Genomic DNA, 18,092 nt, shown 5'->3' with positions numbered 1-18,092 from the left:
GCCTAAGACAAAATCCATGAGCACCATTCTCGACAAGATCAAGGCCTACAAGCTGGAGGAAGTGGCCGCCGCCATGGCCGCCCGCCCGCCACAAGAGGTTGAGGCCGCCGCCCGTGACGCCGCCCCCGTCCGGGGCTTTGCCGACGCGCTGTGGACGGCCCAGAAAACCGGCTACGGCCTGATTGCGGAGATCAAGAAGGCCAGCCCGTCCAAGGGCCTGATCCGCGCCGATTTCGACCCGCCCGCACTTGCCCGCGCCTATCAGGACGGCGGGGCCACCTGCCTCTCGGTTCTGACCGACACGCCGTCCTTCCAGGGCGCGCCCGAATTCCTGCAATCCGCCCGCGCGGCCGTGGCGTTGCCCTGCCTGCGCAAGGATTTCCTCTACGACACCTACCAGGTGGCGGAGGCGCGGGCCTGGGGCGCGGATTGCATCCTCATCATCATGGCCTCCGTCAGCGACGCCCAGGCAGCAGAGCTGGAAGACGCCGCTTTCGCCTGGGGCATGGATGCGTTGATCGAGGTCCATGACGGCGCGGAACTGGACCGGGCCATGGCGCTGAAATCCCCGCTTCTGGGGATCAACAATCGCAACCTCAACACGTTCGAGACGACGCTCCAGACCACCCGCGACCTCGCCGCGCGTGTCCCGTCCGACCGCATGGTGATCTCCGAATCCGGCCTCTTCGCGCCCCAAGACCTCGCCGACATGGCCCGCCACGGTGCGCGCACCTTCCTGATCGGCGAAAGCCTGATGCGGCAGGACGATGTCACCGCCGCGACCCGCGCGCTTCTGGCCGAACCGGTGCCGGCCTGATGGCGGACCTCACCCATTTCGACGAGACCGGCGCGGCCCATATGGTCGATGTCTCGGACAAGGACGTGACCGACCGCGTCGCCGTGGCGGAGGCGCATGTGAAGATGTTGCCGCAAACCCTTGAAAAGGTTGTGGAAGGCACCGCCAAAAAAGGCGACGTGCTTGGCGTAGCCCGGCTGGCGGGCATCATGGGTGCCAAGAAATGTGCCGACCTCATCCCGCTCTGCCATCCCCTGCCGATCACCAAGGTCGCCCTTGATCTGGTCCCCGACGACACGCTTCCGGGCATCCGCATCACCGCCACCGTCAAGACCACTGGCCAGACCGGGGTTGAGATGGAGGCGCTCACTGCCGCCTCCACCGCCGCGCTCACGGTCTACGACATGCTGAAAGCCGCGGAGAAGACTATGGAAATCGGCGGTCTGCGCGTGGTCCTGAAAGACGGCGGCAAATCCGGCCGGTACGAGGCCGCACCGTGATCTCCGTCGAGGAGGCGCTGGCAGAATGCCTGGGTCTGGCCACGCCGCTCGGGTCCGAGACGGTGCTGCTGGCCGAGGCCGGAGGCCGCGTCCTTGTGAAACCGGTTGTGGCCAGCCGGGATCAGCCACCCTTCTCCGCCTCTGCGATGGATGGCTATGCCGTCCGCGATGTGGAGGCGATCCCCGGCCGTCGCCTGAAGGTCGTGGGGGAGGCCCCCGCCGGGCGCCATTGGCCGGGCACGATCGGCCCGGGCGAAGCCTTGCGCATCTTCACCGGCGCGCCGCTGCCCGACGGCACCGACCGCGTCGTCATTCAGGAGGATGTGGAACGCGACGGCGACCGCATCACGCTGGGGCGCAACCTGTCCTCGGGCCACAACGTCCGCCCCTCGGGCGCCGATTTCGTCGTGGGCGACACGCTCGCCGCGCCGCGTCGCCTGTCGCCCGCCGATGTGGCCCTTGCCGCGTCGATGAACGCCCCGCGCCTCAGCGTCGGCAAGCGCCCGGACGTGGCGCTGATCGCCACGGGGGATGAGCTGGTGACACCGGGCGAGGACCCCGCCCCCGACCAGATCATCGCGTCGAACACCTATGGCCTGAAAGCGCGGATCGAGGCAGAGGGGGCCAAGGCCCGCCTCCTGCCCATCGCGCGGGACAATCGCGACAGCCTCAAGCAGGTTTTCGATCTGGCCAAGGATGCCGACATCATCGTGACCGTGGGTGGCGCATCCGTGGGCGATCACGACCTGGTGGGGGACGTCGCCGCCGATCTGGGCCTCGACCGCGCGTTCTACAAGGTCGCCATGCGCCCCGGTAAACCGCTCATGGCCGGGCGCCTGGGCAAATCCGCGCTGCTGGGGCTTCCGGGCAACCCCGTCTCCGCCATGGTGTGCGGGGAATTGTTCCTGATCCCGATGCTGCACGCGATGATGGGCTTGCCTGGCCGCGCCCGCCCGCGCCTTCGCGCGGAACTCTCCGTCGATCTGCCCGCCAACGGCCCGCGGGAACATTACATGCGCGCGGAGGTCACGCCGGGCGATGGCCTGCCGCAGATCGCGCCCTATTCGGTGCAGGACAGCTCGCTCCTGACGATCCTGTCCAGCGCCACCGCGCTCATGGTGCGCCCCATCGACGATCCCCGCCGCCGTGCGGGCGAAATCGTCGAATACATCCCCCTCACCCCGCTGTTTTCCTGATTCGTTGACAGATTGTTCGGAACAGGTGTAGAACATACAAGGAACGGTCCCGAAACGTGGTCCGTCATGTCAGAGCAGTTTGGGATCGGACCCGCCACCGGGCCGATGCACATTGGAGGGTGAGATATGCTGACACGCAAACAGCGCGATCTTCTGGAATTCATTCACAAGCGGATGCAGAAGGACGGGGTGCCGCCATCCTTCGATGAGATGAAGGAAGCGCTCGACCTGCGGTCCAAGTCCGGCATTCACCGCCTGATCACCGCGCTGGAGGAACGGGGCTTCATCCGCCGCCTCGCCCACCGTGCCCGCGCCATCGAGATCGTGAAGATGCCCGAGGGGATGGAAGGCTTCGCGCCCCGCGTGATCGAAGGCGACCGCCGCGATCCGCCCGCCGGCGCTCTGTCGGTCCGCGCCGCCGCCGCCACCGAACTGCCCGTCATGGGCAAGATCGCCGCCGGTGTCCCGATCGAGGCGATCAGCCAGGTCGCGGCCCATGTCGCCGTGCCCCAGCAGATGCTCAATTCCGGCCAGAACCATTACGCGTTGGAGGTCAAGGGCGACTCGATGATCGACGCAGGCATCAATGACGGCGACATCGTCGTGATCGAGGAAGGCACCACCGCCGACAGCGGCGATATCGTCGTGGCACTGGTGGAGGATCATGAGGCGACGCTGAAACGCCTGCGCCGCAAGGGCGGGATGATCGCACTCGAAGCCGCCAACCCGGCCTACGAGACGCGGGTGTTCCGCGACGATCAGGTGAAGGTGCAGGGCAAGCTCGTCGGGCTGATCCGCACCTACTGACGATCCTCCGGGGCCCCGGCGCCCGATATCAAAGCGGCGGTGATACGGAAACGTGTCGCCGCCGTTTCCACGTTCACGGCCCCCATGCGCGCCGTCTGGTTGCCGGCCCGCGCCCCACGCCCTAGCTTGCCCCGAAACCCTCGCATCGGAGCCTCATCCATGAAAGACGCCGTCCCCCCGGCCCCGCAGCCGGTCCGCCTGGCCGATTACACGCCCTTCGGCTTCCTTATCGACGCGGTGCATCTGTCTTTCACGCTCCACCCCACCGCCACGCGGGTCAAATCCCGCATCACCTTCCGCCCCAACCCCGATGCCAGCGACCGGCGCTTTTTCCTCCATGGGGAAGGGCTGACGCTGATCTCCGCCCGCATCGACGGGCAGGACTGCGCCCCGACCCTCACCGATACCGGGCTGGAAGCCGCCGTCCCCGACGCCCCCTTCACGTGGGAGGCGGAGGTGGAGATCAATCCGGAGGCGAATACCGCGCTCGAAGGCCTCTACATGTCGAACGGCATGTATTGCACCCAGTGTGAGGCCGAAGGCTTCCGCAAGATCACCTATTACCCCGACCGCCCCGACGTGATGGCCCCCTTCACCGTCGCGATCGACAGCGACCTTCCCGTGCTCCTGTCCAATGGCGACCCGCAAGGCCCCGGTCTCTGGCACGATCCCTGGCCCAAGCCCGCCTATCTCTTCGCGCTGGTCGCGGGCGATCTGGTCGCCCATTCCGATACCTTCACCACCGCCAGCGGCGCGCCCGTGGACCTCAACATCTGGGTCCGTCCGGGGGATGAGGACAAATGCGCATATGCCATGGACGCCCTCAAACGCTCCATGCGCTGGGACGAGCGGGAATACGGCCGCGAATACGACCTGAGCGTCTTCAACATCGTGGCCGTGGACGATTTCAACATGGGCGCGATGGAGAATAAGGGGCTGAACATCTTCAACTCCAAATATGTCCTCGCCTCGCCCGAAACCGCGACCGACCGCGATTATGCGTTCATCGAGGCCATCGTGGCGCACGAATATTTCCACAACTGGACCGGCAACCGCATCACCTGCCGCGACTGGTTCCAACTGTGCCTGAAAGAGGGGCTGACCGTCTTCCGCGATCAGCAATTCAGCGCCGACATGCGCTCCGCGGCGGTGGAGCGGATCGGCAACGTCCTGCAACTCCGCGCCCGCCAGTTTCGGGAGGATGCGGGGCCGCTGGCCCACAACGTCCGGCCCGAAAGCTACGTGGAGATCAACAATTTCTACACCGCCACCGTCTACGAGAAGGGCGCGGAGGTGATCGGGATGCTGCGCACCATCCTTGGGGAAGATCTCTACCGCGCGGGTTGCAATCTCTATTTCGACCGCCATGACGGGCAGGCCTGCACGATCGAGGATTGGCTGGCCTGTTTCGAGGAGGTGGCGGGCCAGGACCTCAGCCAGTTCAAGCGGTGGTATACCCAGGCCGGCACCCCGGTTCTCAGCGCGTCCTGGGCGGTGGAGGCGGAGGATTTCACCCTCACCCTGCGCCAGGACGTGCCGCCAACGCCCGGCCAACCCCTGAAGGAGCCGATGCTGATCCCCGTGCGCCTCGCGCTCTACGACAGCGGGGCGGAGATTGTGCCCGACACGCTGGTCCTGCTCGACAGCCCGGAAATGACGTTGCGCTGGCCGCTCAAGGACCTGCCGCCGCTGGCGGAGGTCGCGCCCTCGATCCTGCGCGGCTTTTCCGCGCCCGTGATCCTCGATGCGCCCCTGCGCTTCGGCCAGCGCCTTGCCCTGATGGCGGAGGATTCCGATCCCTTCAACCGGTGGGAGGCCGGGCGCAGCGCGATGCGCGAAACGCTCGTGAACCACATCAAGGGCCAGAAATTCGTGCCGCCCGGCCTCTTGGCGATGTTGGAGGTCAACCTGCGGGACAAAAGTCTCGATCCCGCCTTCCGGGCGCTGATGCTTGCCCTGCCATCCGAGGATGACCTGGCCCAGGCCTGCGTCGATGCGGGTATCGTGCCCGATCCCGACACGATCCACGACAGCAGGCGGGCGGTGCGCCACGACATCGCCACGACGATGGCGGCGGAATTTCGTCGCCAGTTCGACGCCATGGCCCCCGATGGCCCCTACAGCCCCGACGCGCCCCAGGCCGCGCGCCGCACCTTGCGCAACACCTGCCTGTCCTACCTCACCCTCGCCGAAGGGCCGGCGCTTGCCCGTGCGCATTACGATGGGGCCACGAACATGACCGACCAGATCGCCGCCTTCTCCGCGCTGCTGGAGGTGGGCGATCCCGACATCGCCGCAAGGTTCGAGGGGCAATGGCGCGACGACCGGCTGGTGATGGACAAATGGTTCATGCTGCAGGTGAGCGAGGCCGCGCCCGACGCCGCCGTGCCGATCGCCGAAGGGCTCACCCGCCATCCGCTCTTTGACTGGAAGAACCCCAACCGCTTCCGCGCTTTGATGGCCGGGCTGACCGCGGCCAATCCCGCCGGTTTCCACCACCGCTCCGGCGCGGGGTATCGCTTCCTTGCCGATTGGCTGATCCGGGTGGACCAGACCAACCCCCAGACCGCCGCGCGGATGTCCACGGCGTTCGAGACCTGGCGCCGCTACGATGCCGACCGGCAGGCGCTGATCCTGGGGGAGTTGGAGCGTATTTCCGCCGCCCCGTCGCTCAGCAGGGATCTGGGCGAGATGATCGACCGGATGCGCGGCGACGACGCCTAGCGCAGGACCTGCGTGACGCTCCAGATCACGCCGATCAGGATCGGCTGATGCACCAGGTAGATGATGAGGCTGTGCTTCCCGGGAAAGCTGAAGATGCGCGCGCCCCGCGATGGCGCGGGATCGGCCAGCCGCGCCCAGATCCCCGCTTGCGTGAACAGCCTGCCCATCGCCATCCCCGCCAGGAACGGTGCGAACCACGGGAAGATCGGCTCGTAATCGACGGTGCGCAGCGGCACAGTCTGCAACCCGCTCCACCACCAATAGGGCGCGTCGAACGCATCGGACCGCAGGTAATCGGGCGCAAAGAACACCGCGACCGCCAAGATCCCCAGCGCCCAGAAGGGCAGCCTCAGGACGGCCAGCCCGAACAGGCTGCACAACGCGATGGAATGCAGGATGCCGAAAAACACGAACGCATCGGGAAACGCCATATAGGTGCCGATGCTGACCAGCCCCGCGGCTCCCGCCACCTTCGCGAAGCGCCACCAGAACGCGCGCCACCTGATGCCGTCGCCATGGGCCAGCCACAGCGACACACCCGCCAGGAACAGGAACGACCCCGCCGTCGCCACCGCCAACGCGCGCCAGAACCCCGCCCCCGTGGTGCCGGGCGCCACGTAGCCGAACAATTCCAGATCGAAGACGAAATGGAACACGACCATCGCCCCCAGCGCCGCCGTGCGGGCCAGGTCAAGCGCGGGGATACGGGCGCGGGGCAAGGTCACATCGCTCATGGCGCAATCCTCTATCAGCCCGCCCTGCCCTTGCCCATGGATCATCGAAGCCGTGGTCCAAATCTGGCCGGGAACATGTCCAGAAAAGACGCCAGACCCGCCGCGCCCCCGACCGACCCGTTCCTCATTCCGGGCACAATTGAGCGGCTACATGCATCCCATGACCGATACGTTTGAATATACCGTCCGCCCCGGAAGCGCCACGCTGAGCGTCGTCGCTTTCACGGGCCTTGGCGCGCTCACCGCGTTCCTGTGGCAGACCTCTGCCGGGTTCGCTCTCCTGTTCATGATCCCGACGCTGGCGGTTTGCCTTTGGCAATTGGCGCGGGTCCCGACCTACGGCATCCGCATCACGCCGGGCCACTGGCACATCCTGGGCGGGCACGAGGAAATGGCCATCCCCACGGGCCAGATCTCGTATCTCAAGATCGTGGATCGCAACGGCGTCCTGCGCGCCGGGCTGATGCTCGTCGATGGAACCGAGGTCGTGCTGTCCTCAGACGTGGTTCCCGGCCCGTTGGAGCTGATCCGCGAAGCCACTGCCCGCGGCATCCCGGTGCGTGAATTCTCCTAATTCACCGCCGGCCGCGGCATCGGGCGCAGCCGTCCGTCATCGGCTGAGGCCGTCAGGTCCGCCGTCACGCCCAAATCGACCGGGCGCATGACCGGACGCATCGGCGGCGGCGGCAACTGGCAATAGGATTGCTCCCGCACCCAGCTCCGCATCTCCTCGCGCTTGCGGCTGGAATGGAACGGCCCCCAATCCGCGGCCACCCCCCGCATCCCGTCGGCCACCACGCCATCACGCGGCACGGTGATCGCCATGATCCGGATGCCGCAGCGCAGGTTGGACGGCCCGTGCAGCAGCGCCTCACCCGATCCCACATCGCAATTCCGCCAGCGCGCCGTGCCCGGTGCGATCTGCACCAGCCCGAACCAGCGTCCGCCGCCCCCCACCGCACGGGGCCTGTGGGTGCTTTCGTGCCATGCGAGGGTGGAGACGAGGCCGGTCCAGAACGCCGCCCGTTGCGATGGCGTGGCCTCGAGGTATCCCGGACACCACGCGCGGATGTCGCGCGGCTCCACCTCCAGCAACGCCGCCCCCGGCCCGCGCAGGGCCGACAGGACGGCCGCCGTCCAGGCCGGGCCGCGGGGATGGTCATCCCATGCCGCGGCGGGCACCGCCCAGGTATCCCGCGGCTCCGGCCGAAGCGAAACAGCGGGGGCAAGGGGCGAAATCTCTTCCGGCAAATCGGCCAGCGCGCCGCCATCCGGCAGCGCCTCGCCCAGAAGCGGGGCCACCTCTTCCAGCGCCTCCTCCGCCACGTCGGGAAAGTCGGGCAACGCGCCCTCGTCCAGAATGCTCGATGTCACCTCGACCGCCGCACCCAGGGCCGCGGCCTCCTCCTGCCCGTGAACAGGATCGGTCAGGGCCGCGCTCAACCCCGTCACTCCGGCGATCAGATACAGCAGACGCAAAGCGCCCATGGGCCGACACCCCCCCAGGTCTGGCACGAAGCCATAAGAATGCCGGTCCCGCCGCGTTCGGGCAACACTAAATGTCATGGGACGCCCCGGCGCCTATTGCTGGCAATAGGGCTGGGACGAGATCCAGGCGCGCATTTCCTCGCGCTTGGGCGTTTGCACGAACGGGCCCCAATCGGCCGCGACACCGCCCCGGCCCTGAGCCACGACACCGTCGCGCGGCACCGTGCGCGCCCAGATGCGCAAGGCGCAGGCGATATTGGCCGATCCGTCCAGCAGCGCCTGGCCAGAGGTTGCCTGGCACCCGTAATGGCGCGCCGTGGCGGGGCTGATCTGAACCAGGCCGAACCAGCGTCCGCCGCCGCCCACGGCCTCGGGATTCCAAGTGCTTTCATGGCGGGCCAGCGCCGACATCAGGCCGATCCAGAACGCCTCGCGGTCGTCCTGCGGGGCCTCCGCGTAGGCCGGGCACCACGCCTCGATGTCTTCGGGAACCAATGTGGGCAGGATCGCGGCATGGGTGTCGAGCGCGGCAAAGGCCGTGCGCGTCCATTCCCCCGCCTCCGGCCGGTGATCCCAGCGCATCACCACTTCCGCCTCGGGCTCATTCGCCCCAAAACCCGGAAACTCGATATCCGTCAAAGCCGCACAGGACGACAGTGACAAGATGGCAGCCGCCCCCACGGCCCATCTCAACAAAACTCGCATTCTCATAAAACCGTAAACCGTTGCAGACGCGGCACGTTTCCAGAATTATCCACCGCAGCGCAAGCCCGCCTCGCAAGCCACGCGGCACATGCGCGCCTTTTCGCCCAAAACCGGTGGCGCGCGGCGGCGGTTGTAGCGCGGCAACATTGCGCGGCGGCGTTGCGAGTTACGGACATCCTCCATTCTCCCGCGTTGCGCCCCTGTGCTATTCGGTCTGTCGGGGGCGCAGGAAAAGAGTTTGAGCCATGCATATTCTTGTCGGATTACTCGCCGTGATCGGCGGCATCGTCTTCTGGGTCTACCGCGCGCGGATGGCCGCGACGGCCGCATCCGACCTGGCCGATATGGCCGGCACGGTGATGGGCGCGGCACGCCGCTTCGGCTTTCGCCGCCGCCACGACATGCATCCCGTCGATTGCATTGACGACACGACGCTCGCGGCCGGCGCGCTGACCGTCGCCTTCCTCGATCTCGGCCAGACCCAGACGGAGGAGATGCGCCGCACCCATATCCTCGCGCTGCAAAAGCACTTCGTGATCGGCAAGGACGAGGCGGAGGAGCTTCTGGTGATGGGCCATTGGCTCGTCAATGAATGCAGCGGCCCCGCCCCCGCCGTGACACGGCTCGGCAAGCGGCTGATGAAGCTGACAGGCTCCCACGCCCTCGATGCGCCGTTGCAGGTCATCAACGATGTCGCGGGCGCCTCGGGCGGCCTGACCGACAGCCAGCGCGACGCGCTCCACGATTTGCAGCGCATTTTCCGGCGCTGACGTGAAAAAGGGGGCCGCAGCCCCCTCCTCCGATCTGTATCGCGGTCGCCCCGGCCTACGCCGCCTGGCGCTCGTGGCGGCCTTCCTCGACCTCTTCCACGATCTTGGCCACGAAATCCTTCAAATCGTCGGGATTGCGGCTGGTGATGATGCCGTTGCTGATGGCGACCGATTGATCGACCCAATCGGCGCCCGCATTGATCACATCGGTCTTGATCGACTGGTAGGACGTCATCTCGCGCCCCTTGGCGATGCCCGCCTCCACCAGCAGCCACGGCGCGTGGCAGATCGCGGCGATGATCTTGCCCTCTTCCGCGAAGGTCTGGATGATCTCGATGGCGCGGTCGTCCACGCGCAGGATATCGGGGTTGATCTGACCGCCGGGCAGGACCAGCGCGTCATATTCGATGGTCTTCACCTCGTCGAAGCCCAGATCGGCTTCCGCGTCGCGCCCCCAATCGTCGCCGTCCCAGCCGCGGATCGTCTCCCCGTCGGGCGTGGCGACATGCACCGTCGCGCCCTTCGCGCGCAGCTGGTCGCGGGGGAATTCCAGCTCCGATTGCTCGAAGCCGTTGGTGGACAGGATCAGGATCTTGGACTGGTCGATGGATGGCATCTTGCATCTCCTCTTTGCGTTGGGGTTCGGCACACAAACGCGCCCTGCCGCGATTGCGTTCCATCTCGGCCTTGCCCGCCTTCGCGCCCTGCCCTAAGACCGGGGCCGTTGCACGCGCGGAGGCCCCCATGCTCGACCTGACCTACGAGACCCCGAAACCCAAAGTGATCGCCGGTGCCAAGCACGATTGGGAGCTTGTGATCGGGATGGAGGTCCACGCCCAGATCGCCACCCGCGCCAAGCTCTTCTCCGGCGCCTCCACGCAATTCGGGGCGGAACCCAATTCCAACGTTGCCTTCGTGGATGCAGGCATGCCCGGTATGCTGCCCGTCATCAACGAGGCCTGTGTGGCGCAAGCCGTGCGCACCGGGCTGGGGCTCAAGGCCGACATCCACCTCCGCTCCGCCTTCGACCGCAAGAACTACTTCTACCCGGACCTGCCCCAGGGCTACCAGATCTCCCAGCTCTACCACCCCATCGTGGGCGAAGGCGAAGTGCTGGTGGAACTGGGCCCCGACTCTTCAGGAACTCCCACGGCGCGCACGGTCCGCATCGAACGCATCCACCTCGAACAGGATGCGGGCAAGTCGATCCACGATATGGACCCCGCGCTGTCGTTCGTGGACCTCAACCGCACCGGCGTCGCCCTGATGGAAATCGTCTCCCGCCCCGACATCCGTGGCCCGGAAGAAGCCGCCGCCTACCTGCTGAAACTGCGCCAGATCATGCTCTATCTGGGCACCTGCGACGGCAATATGCAAAACGGCAACCTACGCGCGGACGTCAACGTTTCCGTCTGCGCCCCCGGCCAATACGAGAAATACCAGGCGACGCAGGATTTCTCCCATCTCGGCACGCGGTGCGAGATCAAGAACATGAACTCCACCCGCTTCATCCAGGCCGCCATTGAGGTGGAGGCCAAGCGCCAGATTGCCATTCTGGAAGCGGGCGGAGAGATCGTCCAGGAAACCCGCCTCTACGACGTGGACAAAGGCGAAACCCGCTCCATGCGCTCCAAGGAAGAGGCGCATGATTACCGCTATTTCCCCGACCCCGACCTCCTCCCGCTGGAGATCGAGCAAAGCTTCGTGGACGACATCGCCGCCAACCTCCCCGAATTGCCCGACGCCAAGAAGGCGCGCTTCATCGCCGATTTCGGCCTGTCGGATTACGACGCCTCCGTCCTGACAGCAGACCTCGACGCCGCCGCCTATTTCGAGGCGGTCGCGGGCAAGACGAACGGCAAGCTGGCGGCCAACTGGGTCATCAACGAGCTCTTCGGCCGCCTCAAGAAAGACGAGCGCCAGATCGAGGACAGCCCCGTCACCCCCGACCAGCTCTCCTCCCTCATCGCGCTGATCGAGGCCGACACCATCTCCGGCAAGATCGCCAAGGACGTGTTCGAAATCAGCTACACGTCAGGCCGCGACCCCGAAGAGATCGTGGAGACGGAGGGCCTGAAACAGGTGACGGACACCGGCGCCATCGAAGCCGCGGTGGACGAGATCATCGACGCCAACCCCGACCAGGTCGCCAAGGCGAAAGAAAATCCCAAACTTGCGGGCTGGTTCGTCGGTCAGGTGATGAAGGCCACCGGCGGCAAGGCGAACCCGAAAGCGGTCAACCAGATCGTCGCGCAAAAGCTGAACGGCTGACGATACGCCTCGCCCGTAGGGCGGCACTTGTCCCGCCGCGAACGCCCGCGCTGCGCCTGCGCTTGCAGCGAATGGCGGCTTTGAGCCCATACCTACTAAGTTGTTGCGCAGCGGCGAACGACCGAAAACGGACCGGCTATCCCGAGTTCAAGTTCTTCCTGAAACCGCGATGGGCACCGGAATATCCTGCACTTTCATAGAACCGATGAGCATCACTTCGACCATCGTGGACGAAGAGTTCGATCAGTCCGCACCCTAGCTCCGTTGCTTTGAACTCGGCAAAAGCGAGCATCTGTTTACCTATGCCGTGCCCTCGATGAGATTTCACAACGCGCACGTCTTCCACCAATGCGCGCTTGACGCCTCGGTACGACAAGCCCGGAATTACTGTAAGCTGCAAGCAGCCCACCACCGCGTCATCAATCGTTGCAACAAGAACCTGGCTGTTGGGATCGCGTTCGATCAATTCAAAAGCCGAAAGGTAGGTGCTGGCCTGATCTTGCGAAACGCTCTCTCGTTTGCGGCCCTGCTCATCATCCCAAAGCATGTGAACGATGGTCGCAACGTCAGCGGCATTTGCGGGTCGCACTACCACAACGCCTGAAGGTTTGGATCGGCTAGTTTTCATGCGGAGACTGCACCATAAAGGGGCCGTAGCATCAATGATTTGAAGGGAGTGGCAGCACATGGAGCTTGCGATCTGGAGCGTTTTTCTACTGACCTCTCTCATCACGACCCTATCGCCGGGGCCAAACACGCTGCTTGTCATGGTGCATTCGGCTAAATACGGAATGCGGGCTGGCTTGCTCACGATCACGGCCAACCTCACGAGCCAACTCATCTTCATGACTCTGGTCGTCTATGGGTTTGGCGCAATTCTCGCGCAAACACCCCTTCTTTACTTTGCGATGAAGACCATTGGCGCGCTCTACCTCATCTATCTCGGCCTCAAGATGTTGCTGAACGCCCGGTCCAGTTCATCCGTGGAGGTGACAGCAGACGTGGTTGCGGCCCCTCCGCCATCTAGGCGGCGCTTTGTAGAGGCGTTTCTGGTTTCCTCCAGCAATCCCAAGACGGTCCTGTTCCTTGCCGCTCTGCTTCCGCAGTTCCTCGATCCCGAGCGGATGCTCGCCCCACAGCTTGCGGTCATGTATCTGACCAATGCGATTGTGATCTTGGCTATCCACCTGTCCTACGGGTACGCCGCCCGCGCTGTCCGGGGCCGGATCGTTTCAGCGAAGATCAAGGAACGGATCGCACAAGTGACCGGGCTGACTTTCATCTCCCTTGGTGCAGGTCTTATGGCGTCGCGCAGTCCGTCGTAGTGCGGTAAATTCCCGACCGCATGCCAAAGCAGACCTTCAATTGGCAAAGCGGAACGGCAGCTAAGTCCGCAATACCGCCATTTTCCGCCGACTCAAACCACCACCCGACATCCGCCTTCGCGACCCCCAATTCCCCGGCTACCGTAGGCACATGATCCACCTGACCTACGCCACCGATCTTTCCGACGCGCGCCGCACCGTCTTCGATGCCGCCGCCGCCCGCTGGAACGAGGTTCTCATCACCGATTTCCCCGAGGTTGACCTTAATGGCACGCCCGAAACTGGTGTCCTGATCGAGGTTTCCGTGACAGACATCGACGGCCCCGAAGGCGTCCTTGGTCAGGCCGGGCCGACCCATCTGCGCCCCGACACCCGCCTGCCCGCCCGCGGTGTCATGGAATTCGACGCCGCCGATCTGGAACGCCTCGAATTGCAGGGCAGCTTTCAGGACGTGATCCTGCACGAGATGGCCCATGTGCTCGGCTTCGGGACGCTTTGGGGCATGTTTGGCCTGATCGCGGGGTCGGGCACGATGAACCCCGAATTCACCGGCCCGCGCGCGATCGGGGAATACCGCGCGCTCGTGGGCAGTGATGCGGCAATCGGCGTGCCCATCGCGAATACCGGCGGCCCCGGCACGCGGGAGGGGCATTGGCGCGAGCTGGTATTCGGGGACGAGCTTCTGACCGGCTTCCTTTCCGGCACCGACCGCCCCCTGTCACGCCTGTCGCTGGCCGCGTTCGAGGATCTGGGCTACGGCGTCGATTACGCCCGCGCGGACACCTACGCCCTGCCCGATTTCCGCGATCTTGCCATCATGGGCATCACCGAAGCCGTCCGCATCTGCGACTTGTGCCGGATGCTGCGACCCGAGCCCGTGATCCTGTACGAGCGCCGTGGGGCGCCCGGATACCGCTAGCGATCCGACCCGATCCACCCCTTGCGCCGATGCACTGACTTCGCGCACGCGCCCTGCTTCGGTGCGCTGATCGCGTATATACCAAACCTATACCGGCCCTATACCGTCCCTATACCCTTGCCGCCTCGCCCGGCGGGGGCCATAACATCCGCCGAAACCGACCCGGAACATCCCATGCCCAGTTACGAATACAAAGTCGTCCCCGCCCCCGAAAAAGCGCGTAAGGTCAGGGGCTTGAAGGGTCCTGCCCTGTTCGCCCACGCGCTGGAAGAGGTGATGAACGAATTGGGCGCGGACGGCTGGCAATACGTGCGCGCCGATACCCTCCCGCAGGAGGAGCGTTCGGGCCTGACAAACAAGACCACAACCTACCGTAACCTATTGGTTTTCCAGCGCGAAATTGAGGATGACGAGGCCGACGTCGCCGCCGATCCGACCCCGCAAGACACACCCGCACCGCCCGCCCTCCCGGACGACGACGAAGAGGTCACGAACCTTTGGCAAGCCCTTGATATCGAAGACGAAAACGCCCCCTCACGCCCTGAGGGTGAGCGCAAGCGCGTGGATCTCTGACATCAGCTCCCGCCCCAGCGCATCGTGCACCGCCCGGTGCCGCGCGATCCGGCTAAGGCCCTGAAACTTCTCGCTTTCTATCACCACGTTGAAGTGGCTCTCGCCGCCATCCTGGTATCCTGAATGGCCCCGATGCGCTTCGCTGTCGTCCACAACCTCCAACACCCTCGGCGCAAACGCCGCCCGCAAAGCCGCTTCAATTTTCTCCGTCCGCGTCATCTTTTACCCCGTCAAGACCTTCCCCTCAGCCGTCAAAACCCTAAACTGCTTCTTCCGAGTCGAACAGGTTGGGCACATGGCTGAGAAAGATCCGTTCAATTTCGATCTTCGCGTCTCCACGGACAAGAAGAAACGCCGCACCGGACGGCGCGGCATGTCCGGCGCGTTCGAGACATCCCAGCGCGTGTGCGAGCATGAGGGCTGCGAAGAGCAAGGACAGTACCGTGCGCCGAAAGGCCCTGATAACCTTGACGATTTTCATTGGTTCTGTCGCGAACATGTCCGCGAATACAACCTGAAATGGAACTTCTTCGAAGGCACCACAGAGGCCGAGATGAACGCCCAGATGGACCGCGACAGGGTTTGGGACCGGCCCACCAAACCGCTCAAGCAATCGGCGGAGGAACGCGCCTGGGCGCGCCTCGGTATCGAGGATCCGCACCAGGTTCTGGGCCAGAACGCCACGCAAAATCCCGGACGCGGCGCTGGCACGAAGGGCCGCCGCCTGCCCCCCACCGAACGGCGCGCCGTGGAGATCCTCGAGATCAAGGACAACGCCACCAAGCCCGAGATCCGCAAGGCCTACAAGGCGCTCATTAAGGTGCTGCACCCGGACATGAACGGCGGCGACCGGTCCGACGAGGATCGTCTGCAAGAAGTCGTGTGGGCCTGGGACCAGCTGAAAGTCAGCCGCAATTTCGCGGATTGACCCATGGCCACCTTCGCGAATCTGGACAGCGCCGAGGATCAGCTTCACGAGGCGGGCCTTCCCGCCGCGCAAATCGCGGACCTGACCGACGCGGCGCGCGATGCGCTGGTCTTCACGCGCCAGGTGCAGCCGGAGGACGAGACGGAGATCGGAGCCTCCAAACTCGGCGGCGCGCCCGATCTGCCGGAGAACATGGACTGGCCGACACGCCCGCCCTATCCCCATGCGCCCGAGATGCTGGAGCAATTGTCGCTCACCTATGGGCCGGGCGGCTATGTCGCCAACGCCCTGCTGATGGCGTTCTATACCGGCCATTTGAAGACGCCCCAACCCCTTGCTTTTCTTGGGCAATTTAACCTCTCCAACCTGCGCGAAATCGGTCCTTTCGACATCGGATTACCTGCCCATGGTCGCCTGCTCCTCTTCGTGGATGTCGCCAGTTTCTCAAGCGGCGCATCGCATCGGGATGCGGGCTGGCTGGAGGTGATCCACGACCGAACGGAGGTGGCGGATCTCGCGCGGCGCGCGCCCCCGCCTGAAATCTTCGATACGATGCGCGCCAGGGAAAACGCGGAGGTCGGGCGCGATCTGGGAACACCGCGCGACCTCTCCCAATGCGAGGCGCTGACGCCCCACGCGGCGATCACGCTGCCGATGGACGCGCAACGCCTGCCACTCGATGCGCGCCGCGCGTTGAGGGAGCTTCACCTGGCCGATTTCCTTCCGCTCATGGGCGGCCTCGGCCCCGACGCCCCGATCTTTTTCGGCGATCAACTGGGCGGCCACCCCCATCCGATCCAGAACAACGTCGAGCGTGACCTTTTTGCGGTCGTAGAACCGATCCTGCGCCCCGTCACGCAGGCGGAACAGCAGGGCCGGTGGGACCCGATGCGCTGGGCGCATCTGTTCAGCATCGCGGGCGAAAGCTACCTCTCGGCCTTTCCGTCGACTTGGGGCGACGGTGATCTCTACGTGCAACACCGCCCCGATCCTGCCGCGCCGGATGCGCTGGGCCAGGTCTGGGCGATCAGTCAGCGCACCTGATGGCGCGCGCGGTCCGGACGCTGATCCTTGGCGCAGGCGCGGCGGGGATGATGTGCGCCGCCCATGCTGGGCCGGACACGCTCGTGGTCGATCACGCCAAAGCCCCGGGAGAGAAAATCCGCATCTCTGGCGGCGGGCGCTGCAACTTCACCAACATGCACACGGCTCCCGAGAATTTCCTGAGCGAGAACAAACATTTCGCCAAATCTGCGCTCAGCCGGTACACCCAATGGGATTTCCTCGACCTCGTGCAGAAACACGGCATCGCGTGGCACGAAAAGACCCTCGGACAGCTCTTTTGCGACAATTCCGCCAAGGACATCATCGCCATGTTGCTGGCGGAAATGGACAATGCGGAGCTGTGGTTGCAGACAAATATCGACGACGTGACCTACCGCGACGGGTGTTTCCATGTGCGCGTGACACGAGAGGGACGGTCGATCCAGATCATTGCCGACAATCTCGTCCTGGCGACCGGCGGAAAGAGCATCCCTAAGATGGGCGCCACAGGCCTCGCCTATCGCATCGCGGCGCAATTCGGCCACCGCGTGACAGAGACGCGCCCGGCCCTTGTCCCGCTTACCTTCGACGGCCCTGCAAAGGTGCGTTTCGCGGCGCTGTCGGGCACGTCCATCCCCGCCCGCGTCTCTTGCAACGGCACCAGTTTCGAGGAGGGGATGCTGTTCACCCATCGCGGCCTGTCCGGCCCGTCGATCCTGCAAATCTCCTCCTACTGGCGGGAGGGTGACAGCCTGTCTTTGCATCTCCGCCCGGACCTGCCGCTTCTGGAGCACCTGCGCGCGCGGCGCGCAACGGGGGGCGCAAAATCCCTGACCACGATCCTCGCGGAGGTTTTGCCGAAAAGCCTCGTCACCCACCTTGCCGCCGACCTCGATTTGTCCAGCAACCTCGCGGATCAATCCGATGCGGCCCTGAACGCCCTTGCCGCCCACCTTTCCGGTTGGCCCGTCACGCCCACCTCCTCCGAAGGTTACCGCACGGCCGAGGTCACGTTGGGCGGCGTCGCCACCGACGGGTTGTCCTCCAAGACCATGCAATCCAACCACCTGCCCGGCCTTTATGTCATCGGGGAGGCTGTGGACGTCACCGGTTGGCTCGGCGGCTACAATTTTCAGTGGGCGTGGAGTTCCGCCATGGCTGCCGCCCGCGCCCTCCAGGGCTGACACGCCCCTCTTTGCTTTGAAAATACCTCGGGGGACGCCGCAAGGCGGGGGGCAGCGCCCCCTGACCTGAGCCCAAAGCGCGCTTTGCGCGCGACGGCGAGGCAAGAGAATGCGGGCTTTGCCCGCCC

General features: G+C 65.2%; 20 protein-coding genes. 14 read left to right on the top strand and 6 right to left on the bottom strand.

Annotation, left to right across the window (positions count from 1 at the left end; all coding sequences use genetic code 11):
• Positions 1-16 precede the first annotated feature (16 nt).
• The 5 genes from trpC to pepN all read left to right on the top strand — a co-directional run bounded on the left by trpC (position 17) and on the right by pepN (position 6,023).
• On the top strand, positions 17-817 hold the full coding sequence (trpC, locus tag KUW62_RS05815; protein ID WP_224814564.1) for an indole-3-glycerol phosphate synthase TrpC: 801 nt from the start codon (positions 17-19) through the stop codon (positions 815-817).
• Positions 817-1,296, top strand: a complete 480-nt coding sequence (gene moaC / locus KUW62_RS05810; protein WP_224814563.1) for a cyclic pyranopterin monophosphate synthase MoaC — start codon at positions 817-819, stop codon at positions 1,294-1,296. The genes trpC and moaC overlap by 1 nt, the downstream gene beginning before the upstream one ends.
• On the top strand, positions 1,293-2,492 hold the full coding sequence (gene glp, locus KUW62_RS05805; protein WP_224814562.1) for a gephyrin-like molybdotransferase Glp: 1,200 nt from the start codon (positions 1,293-1,295) through the stop codon (positions 2,490-2,492). The genes moaC and glp overlap by 4 nt, the downstream gene beginning before the upstream one ends.
• Positions 2,493-2,618: 126 nt before the next feature.
• Entirely contained in the window at positions 2,619-3,299 is a 681-nt protein-coding gene (gene lexA, locus KUW62_RS05800; RefSeq protein ID WP_224814561.1) for a transcriptional repressor LexA, read from the top strand.
• A 159-nt stretch (positions 3,300-3,458) separates the two neighbouring features.
• Entirely contained in the window at positions 3,459-6,023 is a 2,565-nt protein-coding gene (gene pepN / locus KUW62_RS05795) for an aminopeptidase N (RefSeq protein WP_224814560.1), read from the top strand.
• Here the strand turns inward: pepN and KUW62_RS05790 are convergent.
• On the bottom strand, positions 6,020-6,757 hold the full coding sequence (locus tag KUW62_RS05790; RefSeq protein WP_224814559.1) for a DUF1624 domain-containing protein: 738 nt from the start codon (positions 6,755-6,757) through the stop codon (positions 6,020-6,022). The two genes, pepN and KUW62_RS05790, sit on opposite strands and share 4 nt — an antisense overlap.
• Positions 6,758-6,917: 160 nt before the next feature.
• Here KUW62_RS05790 and KUW62_RS05785 point away from each other — a divergent pair, with 160 nt between their 5' ends.
• On the top strand, positions 6,918-7,331 hold the full coding sequence (locus KUW62_RS05785) for a hypothetical protein (protein ID WP_224814558.1): 414 nt from the start codon (positions 6,918-6,920) through the stop codon (positions 7,329-7,331).
• Here the strand turns inward: KUW62_RS05785 and KUW62_RS05780 are convergent.
• Both KUW62_RS05780 and KUW62_RS05775 read right to left on the bottom strand, forming a co-directional pair.
• Entirely contained in the window at positions 7,328-8,245 is a 918-nt protein-coding gene (locus KUW62_RS05780; RefSeq protein WP_224814557.1) for a transglycosylase SLT domain-containing protein, read from the bottom strand. The genes KUW62_RS05785 and KUW62_RS05780 overlap by 4 nt on opposite strands.
• A 93-nt stretch (positions 8,246-8,338) precedes the next feature.
• The gene (locus tag KUW62_RS05775; RefSeq protein ID WP_224814556.1) at positions 8,339-8,950 is read right to left on the bottom strand and encodes a transglycosylase SLT domain-containing protein; all 612 of its coding nucleotides are present in this window, start codon (positions 8,948-8,950) and stop codon (positions 8,339-8,341) included.
• A 245-nt stretch (positions 8,951-9,195) separates the two neighbouring features.
• On the opposite strand from KUW62_RS05775, the gene KUW62_RS05770 reads away from it, so the two are divergent.
• Positions 9,196-9,720, top strand: coding sequence for a hypothetical protein (locus KUW62_RS05770; RefSeq protein WP_224814555.1), 525 nt, complete (start codon positions 9,196-9,198; stop codon positions 9,718-9,720).
• 55 nt (positions 9,721-9,775) lie between these two features.
• Here the strand turns inward: KUW62_RS05770 and KUW62_RS05765 are convergent, their stop codons facing one another.
• A complete protein-coding gene (locus tag KUW62_RS05765) occupies positions 9,776-10,336 on the bottom strand; it encodes a type 1 glutamine amidotransferase domain-containing protein (RefSeq protein WP_224814554.1) in 561 nt (186 codons plus the stop codon).
• 128 nt (positions 10,337-10,464) lie between these two features.
• On the opposite strand from KUW62_RS05765, the gene gatB reads away from it, so the two are divergent.
• Positions 10,465-11,991, top strand: a complete 1,527-nt coding sequence (gene gatB / locus KUW62_RS05760; protein ID WP_224814553.1) for an Asp-tRNA(Asn)/Glu-tRNA(Gln) amidotransferase subunit GatB — start codon at positions 10,465-10,467, stop codon at positions 11,989-11,991.
• A 136-nt stretch (positions 11,992-12,127) separates the two neighbouring features.
• Here the strand turns inward: gatB and KUW62_RS05755 are convergent, their stop codons facing one another.
• Positions 12,128-12,619 (bottom strand): GNAT family N-acetyltransferase, encoded by a 492-nt coding sequence (locus KUW62_RS05755; RefSeq protein WP_224814552.1) that lies wholly within the window; start codon positions 12,617-12,619, stop codon positions 12,128-12,130.
• Between the two features lie 58 nt (positions 12,620-12,677).
• On the opposite strand from KUW62_RS05755, the gene KUW62_RS05750 reads away from it, so the two are divergent.
• From KUW62_RS05750 to KUW62_RS05740, 3 genes are all read left to right on the top strand, one after another.
• Positions 12,678-13,316 carry a LysE family translocator gene (locus KUW62_RS05750; protein WP_224814551.1) on the top strand — a complete coding sequence of 213 codons (639 nt, stop codon included), beginning with the start codon at positions 12,678-12,680 and terminating at the stop codon, positions 13,314-13,316.
• 151 nt (positions 13,317-13,467) lie between these two features.
• Positions 13,468-14,235, top strand: coding sequence for a leishmanolysin-related zinc metalloendopeptidase (locus KUW62_RS05745; RefSeq protein WP_224814550.1), 768 nt, complete (start codon positions 13,468-13,470; stop codon positions 14,233-14,235).
• A 174-nt stretch (positions 14,236-14,409) separates the two neighbouring features.
• A complete protein-coding gene (locus KUW62_RS05740; protein WP_224814549.1) occupies positions 14,410-14,808 on the top strand; it encodes a DUF4177 domain-containing protein in 399 nt (132 codons plus the stop codon).
• Here the strand turns inward: KUW62_RS05740 and KUW62_RS05735 are convergent.
• Positions 14,770-15,027, bottom strand: coding sequence for a BolA family transcriptional regulator (locus KUW62_RS05735; RefSeq protein WP_224814548.1), 258 nt, complete (start codon positions 15,025-15,027; stop codon positions 14,770-14,772). The genes KUW62_RS05740 and KUW62_RS05735 overlap by 39 nt on opposite strands.
• A gap of 76 nt (positions 15,028-15,103) precedes the next feature.
• On the opposite strand from KUW62_RS05735, the gene KUW62_RS05730 reads away from it, so the two are divergent.
• The 3 genes from KUW62_RS05730 to KUW62_RS05720 are packed head-to-tail and all read left to right on the top strand — an operon-like array spanning position 15,104 to position 17,964.
• A complete protein-coding gene (locus KUW62_RS05730) occupies positions 15,104-15,736 on the top strand; it encodes a J domain-containing protein (protein ID WP_224814547.1) in 633 nt (210 codons plus the stop codon).
• Positions 15,737-15,739: 3 nt separating this feature from the next.
• Entirely contained in the window at positions 15,740-16,780 is a 1,041-nt protein-coding gene (locus tag KUW62_RS05725; protein WP_224814546.1) for a DUF1963 domain-containing protein, read from the top strand.
• Positions 16,780-17,964, top strand: coding sequence for an aminoacetone oxidase family FAD-binding enzyme (locus KUW62_RS05720; protein ID WP_224814545.1), 1,185 nt, complete (start codon positions 16,780-16,782; stop codon positions 17,962-17,964). The genes KUW62_RS05725 and KUW62_RS05720 overlap by 1 nt, the downstream gene beginning before the upstream one ends.
• The last annotated feature ends 128 nt before the right edge of the window (positions 17,965-18,092 follow it).

Source organism: Hasllibacter sp. MH4015 (assembly GCF_020177575.1).
Lineage (GTDB): Bacteria > Pseudomonadota > Alphaproteobacteria > Rhodobacterales > Rhodobacteraceae > Gymnodinialimonas.
Note: the sequence above shows the minus strand (reverse complement) of the source record. Positions and strands in the feature narration are given on the sequence as shown.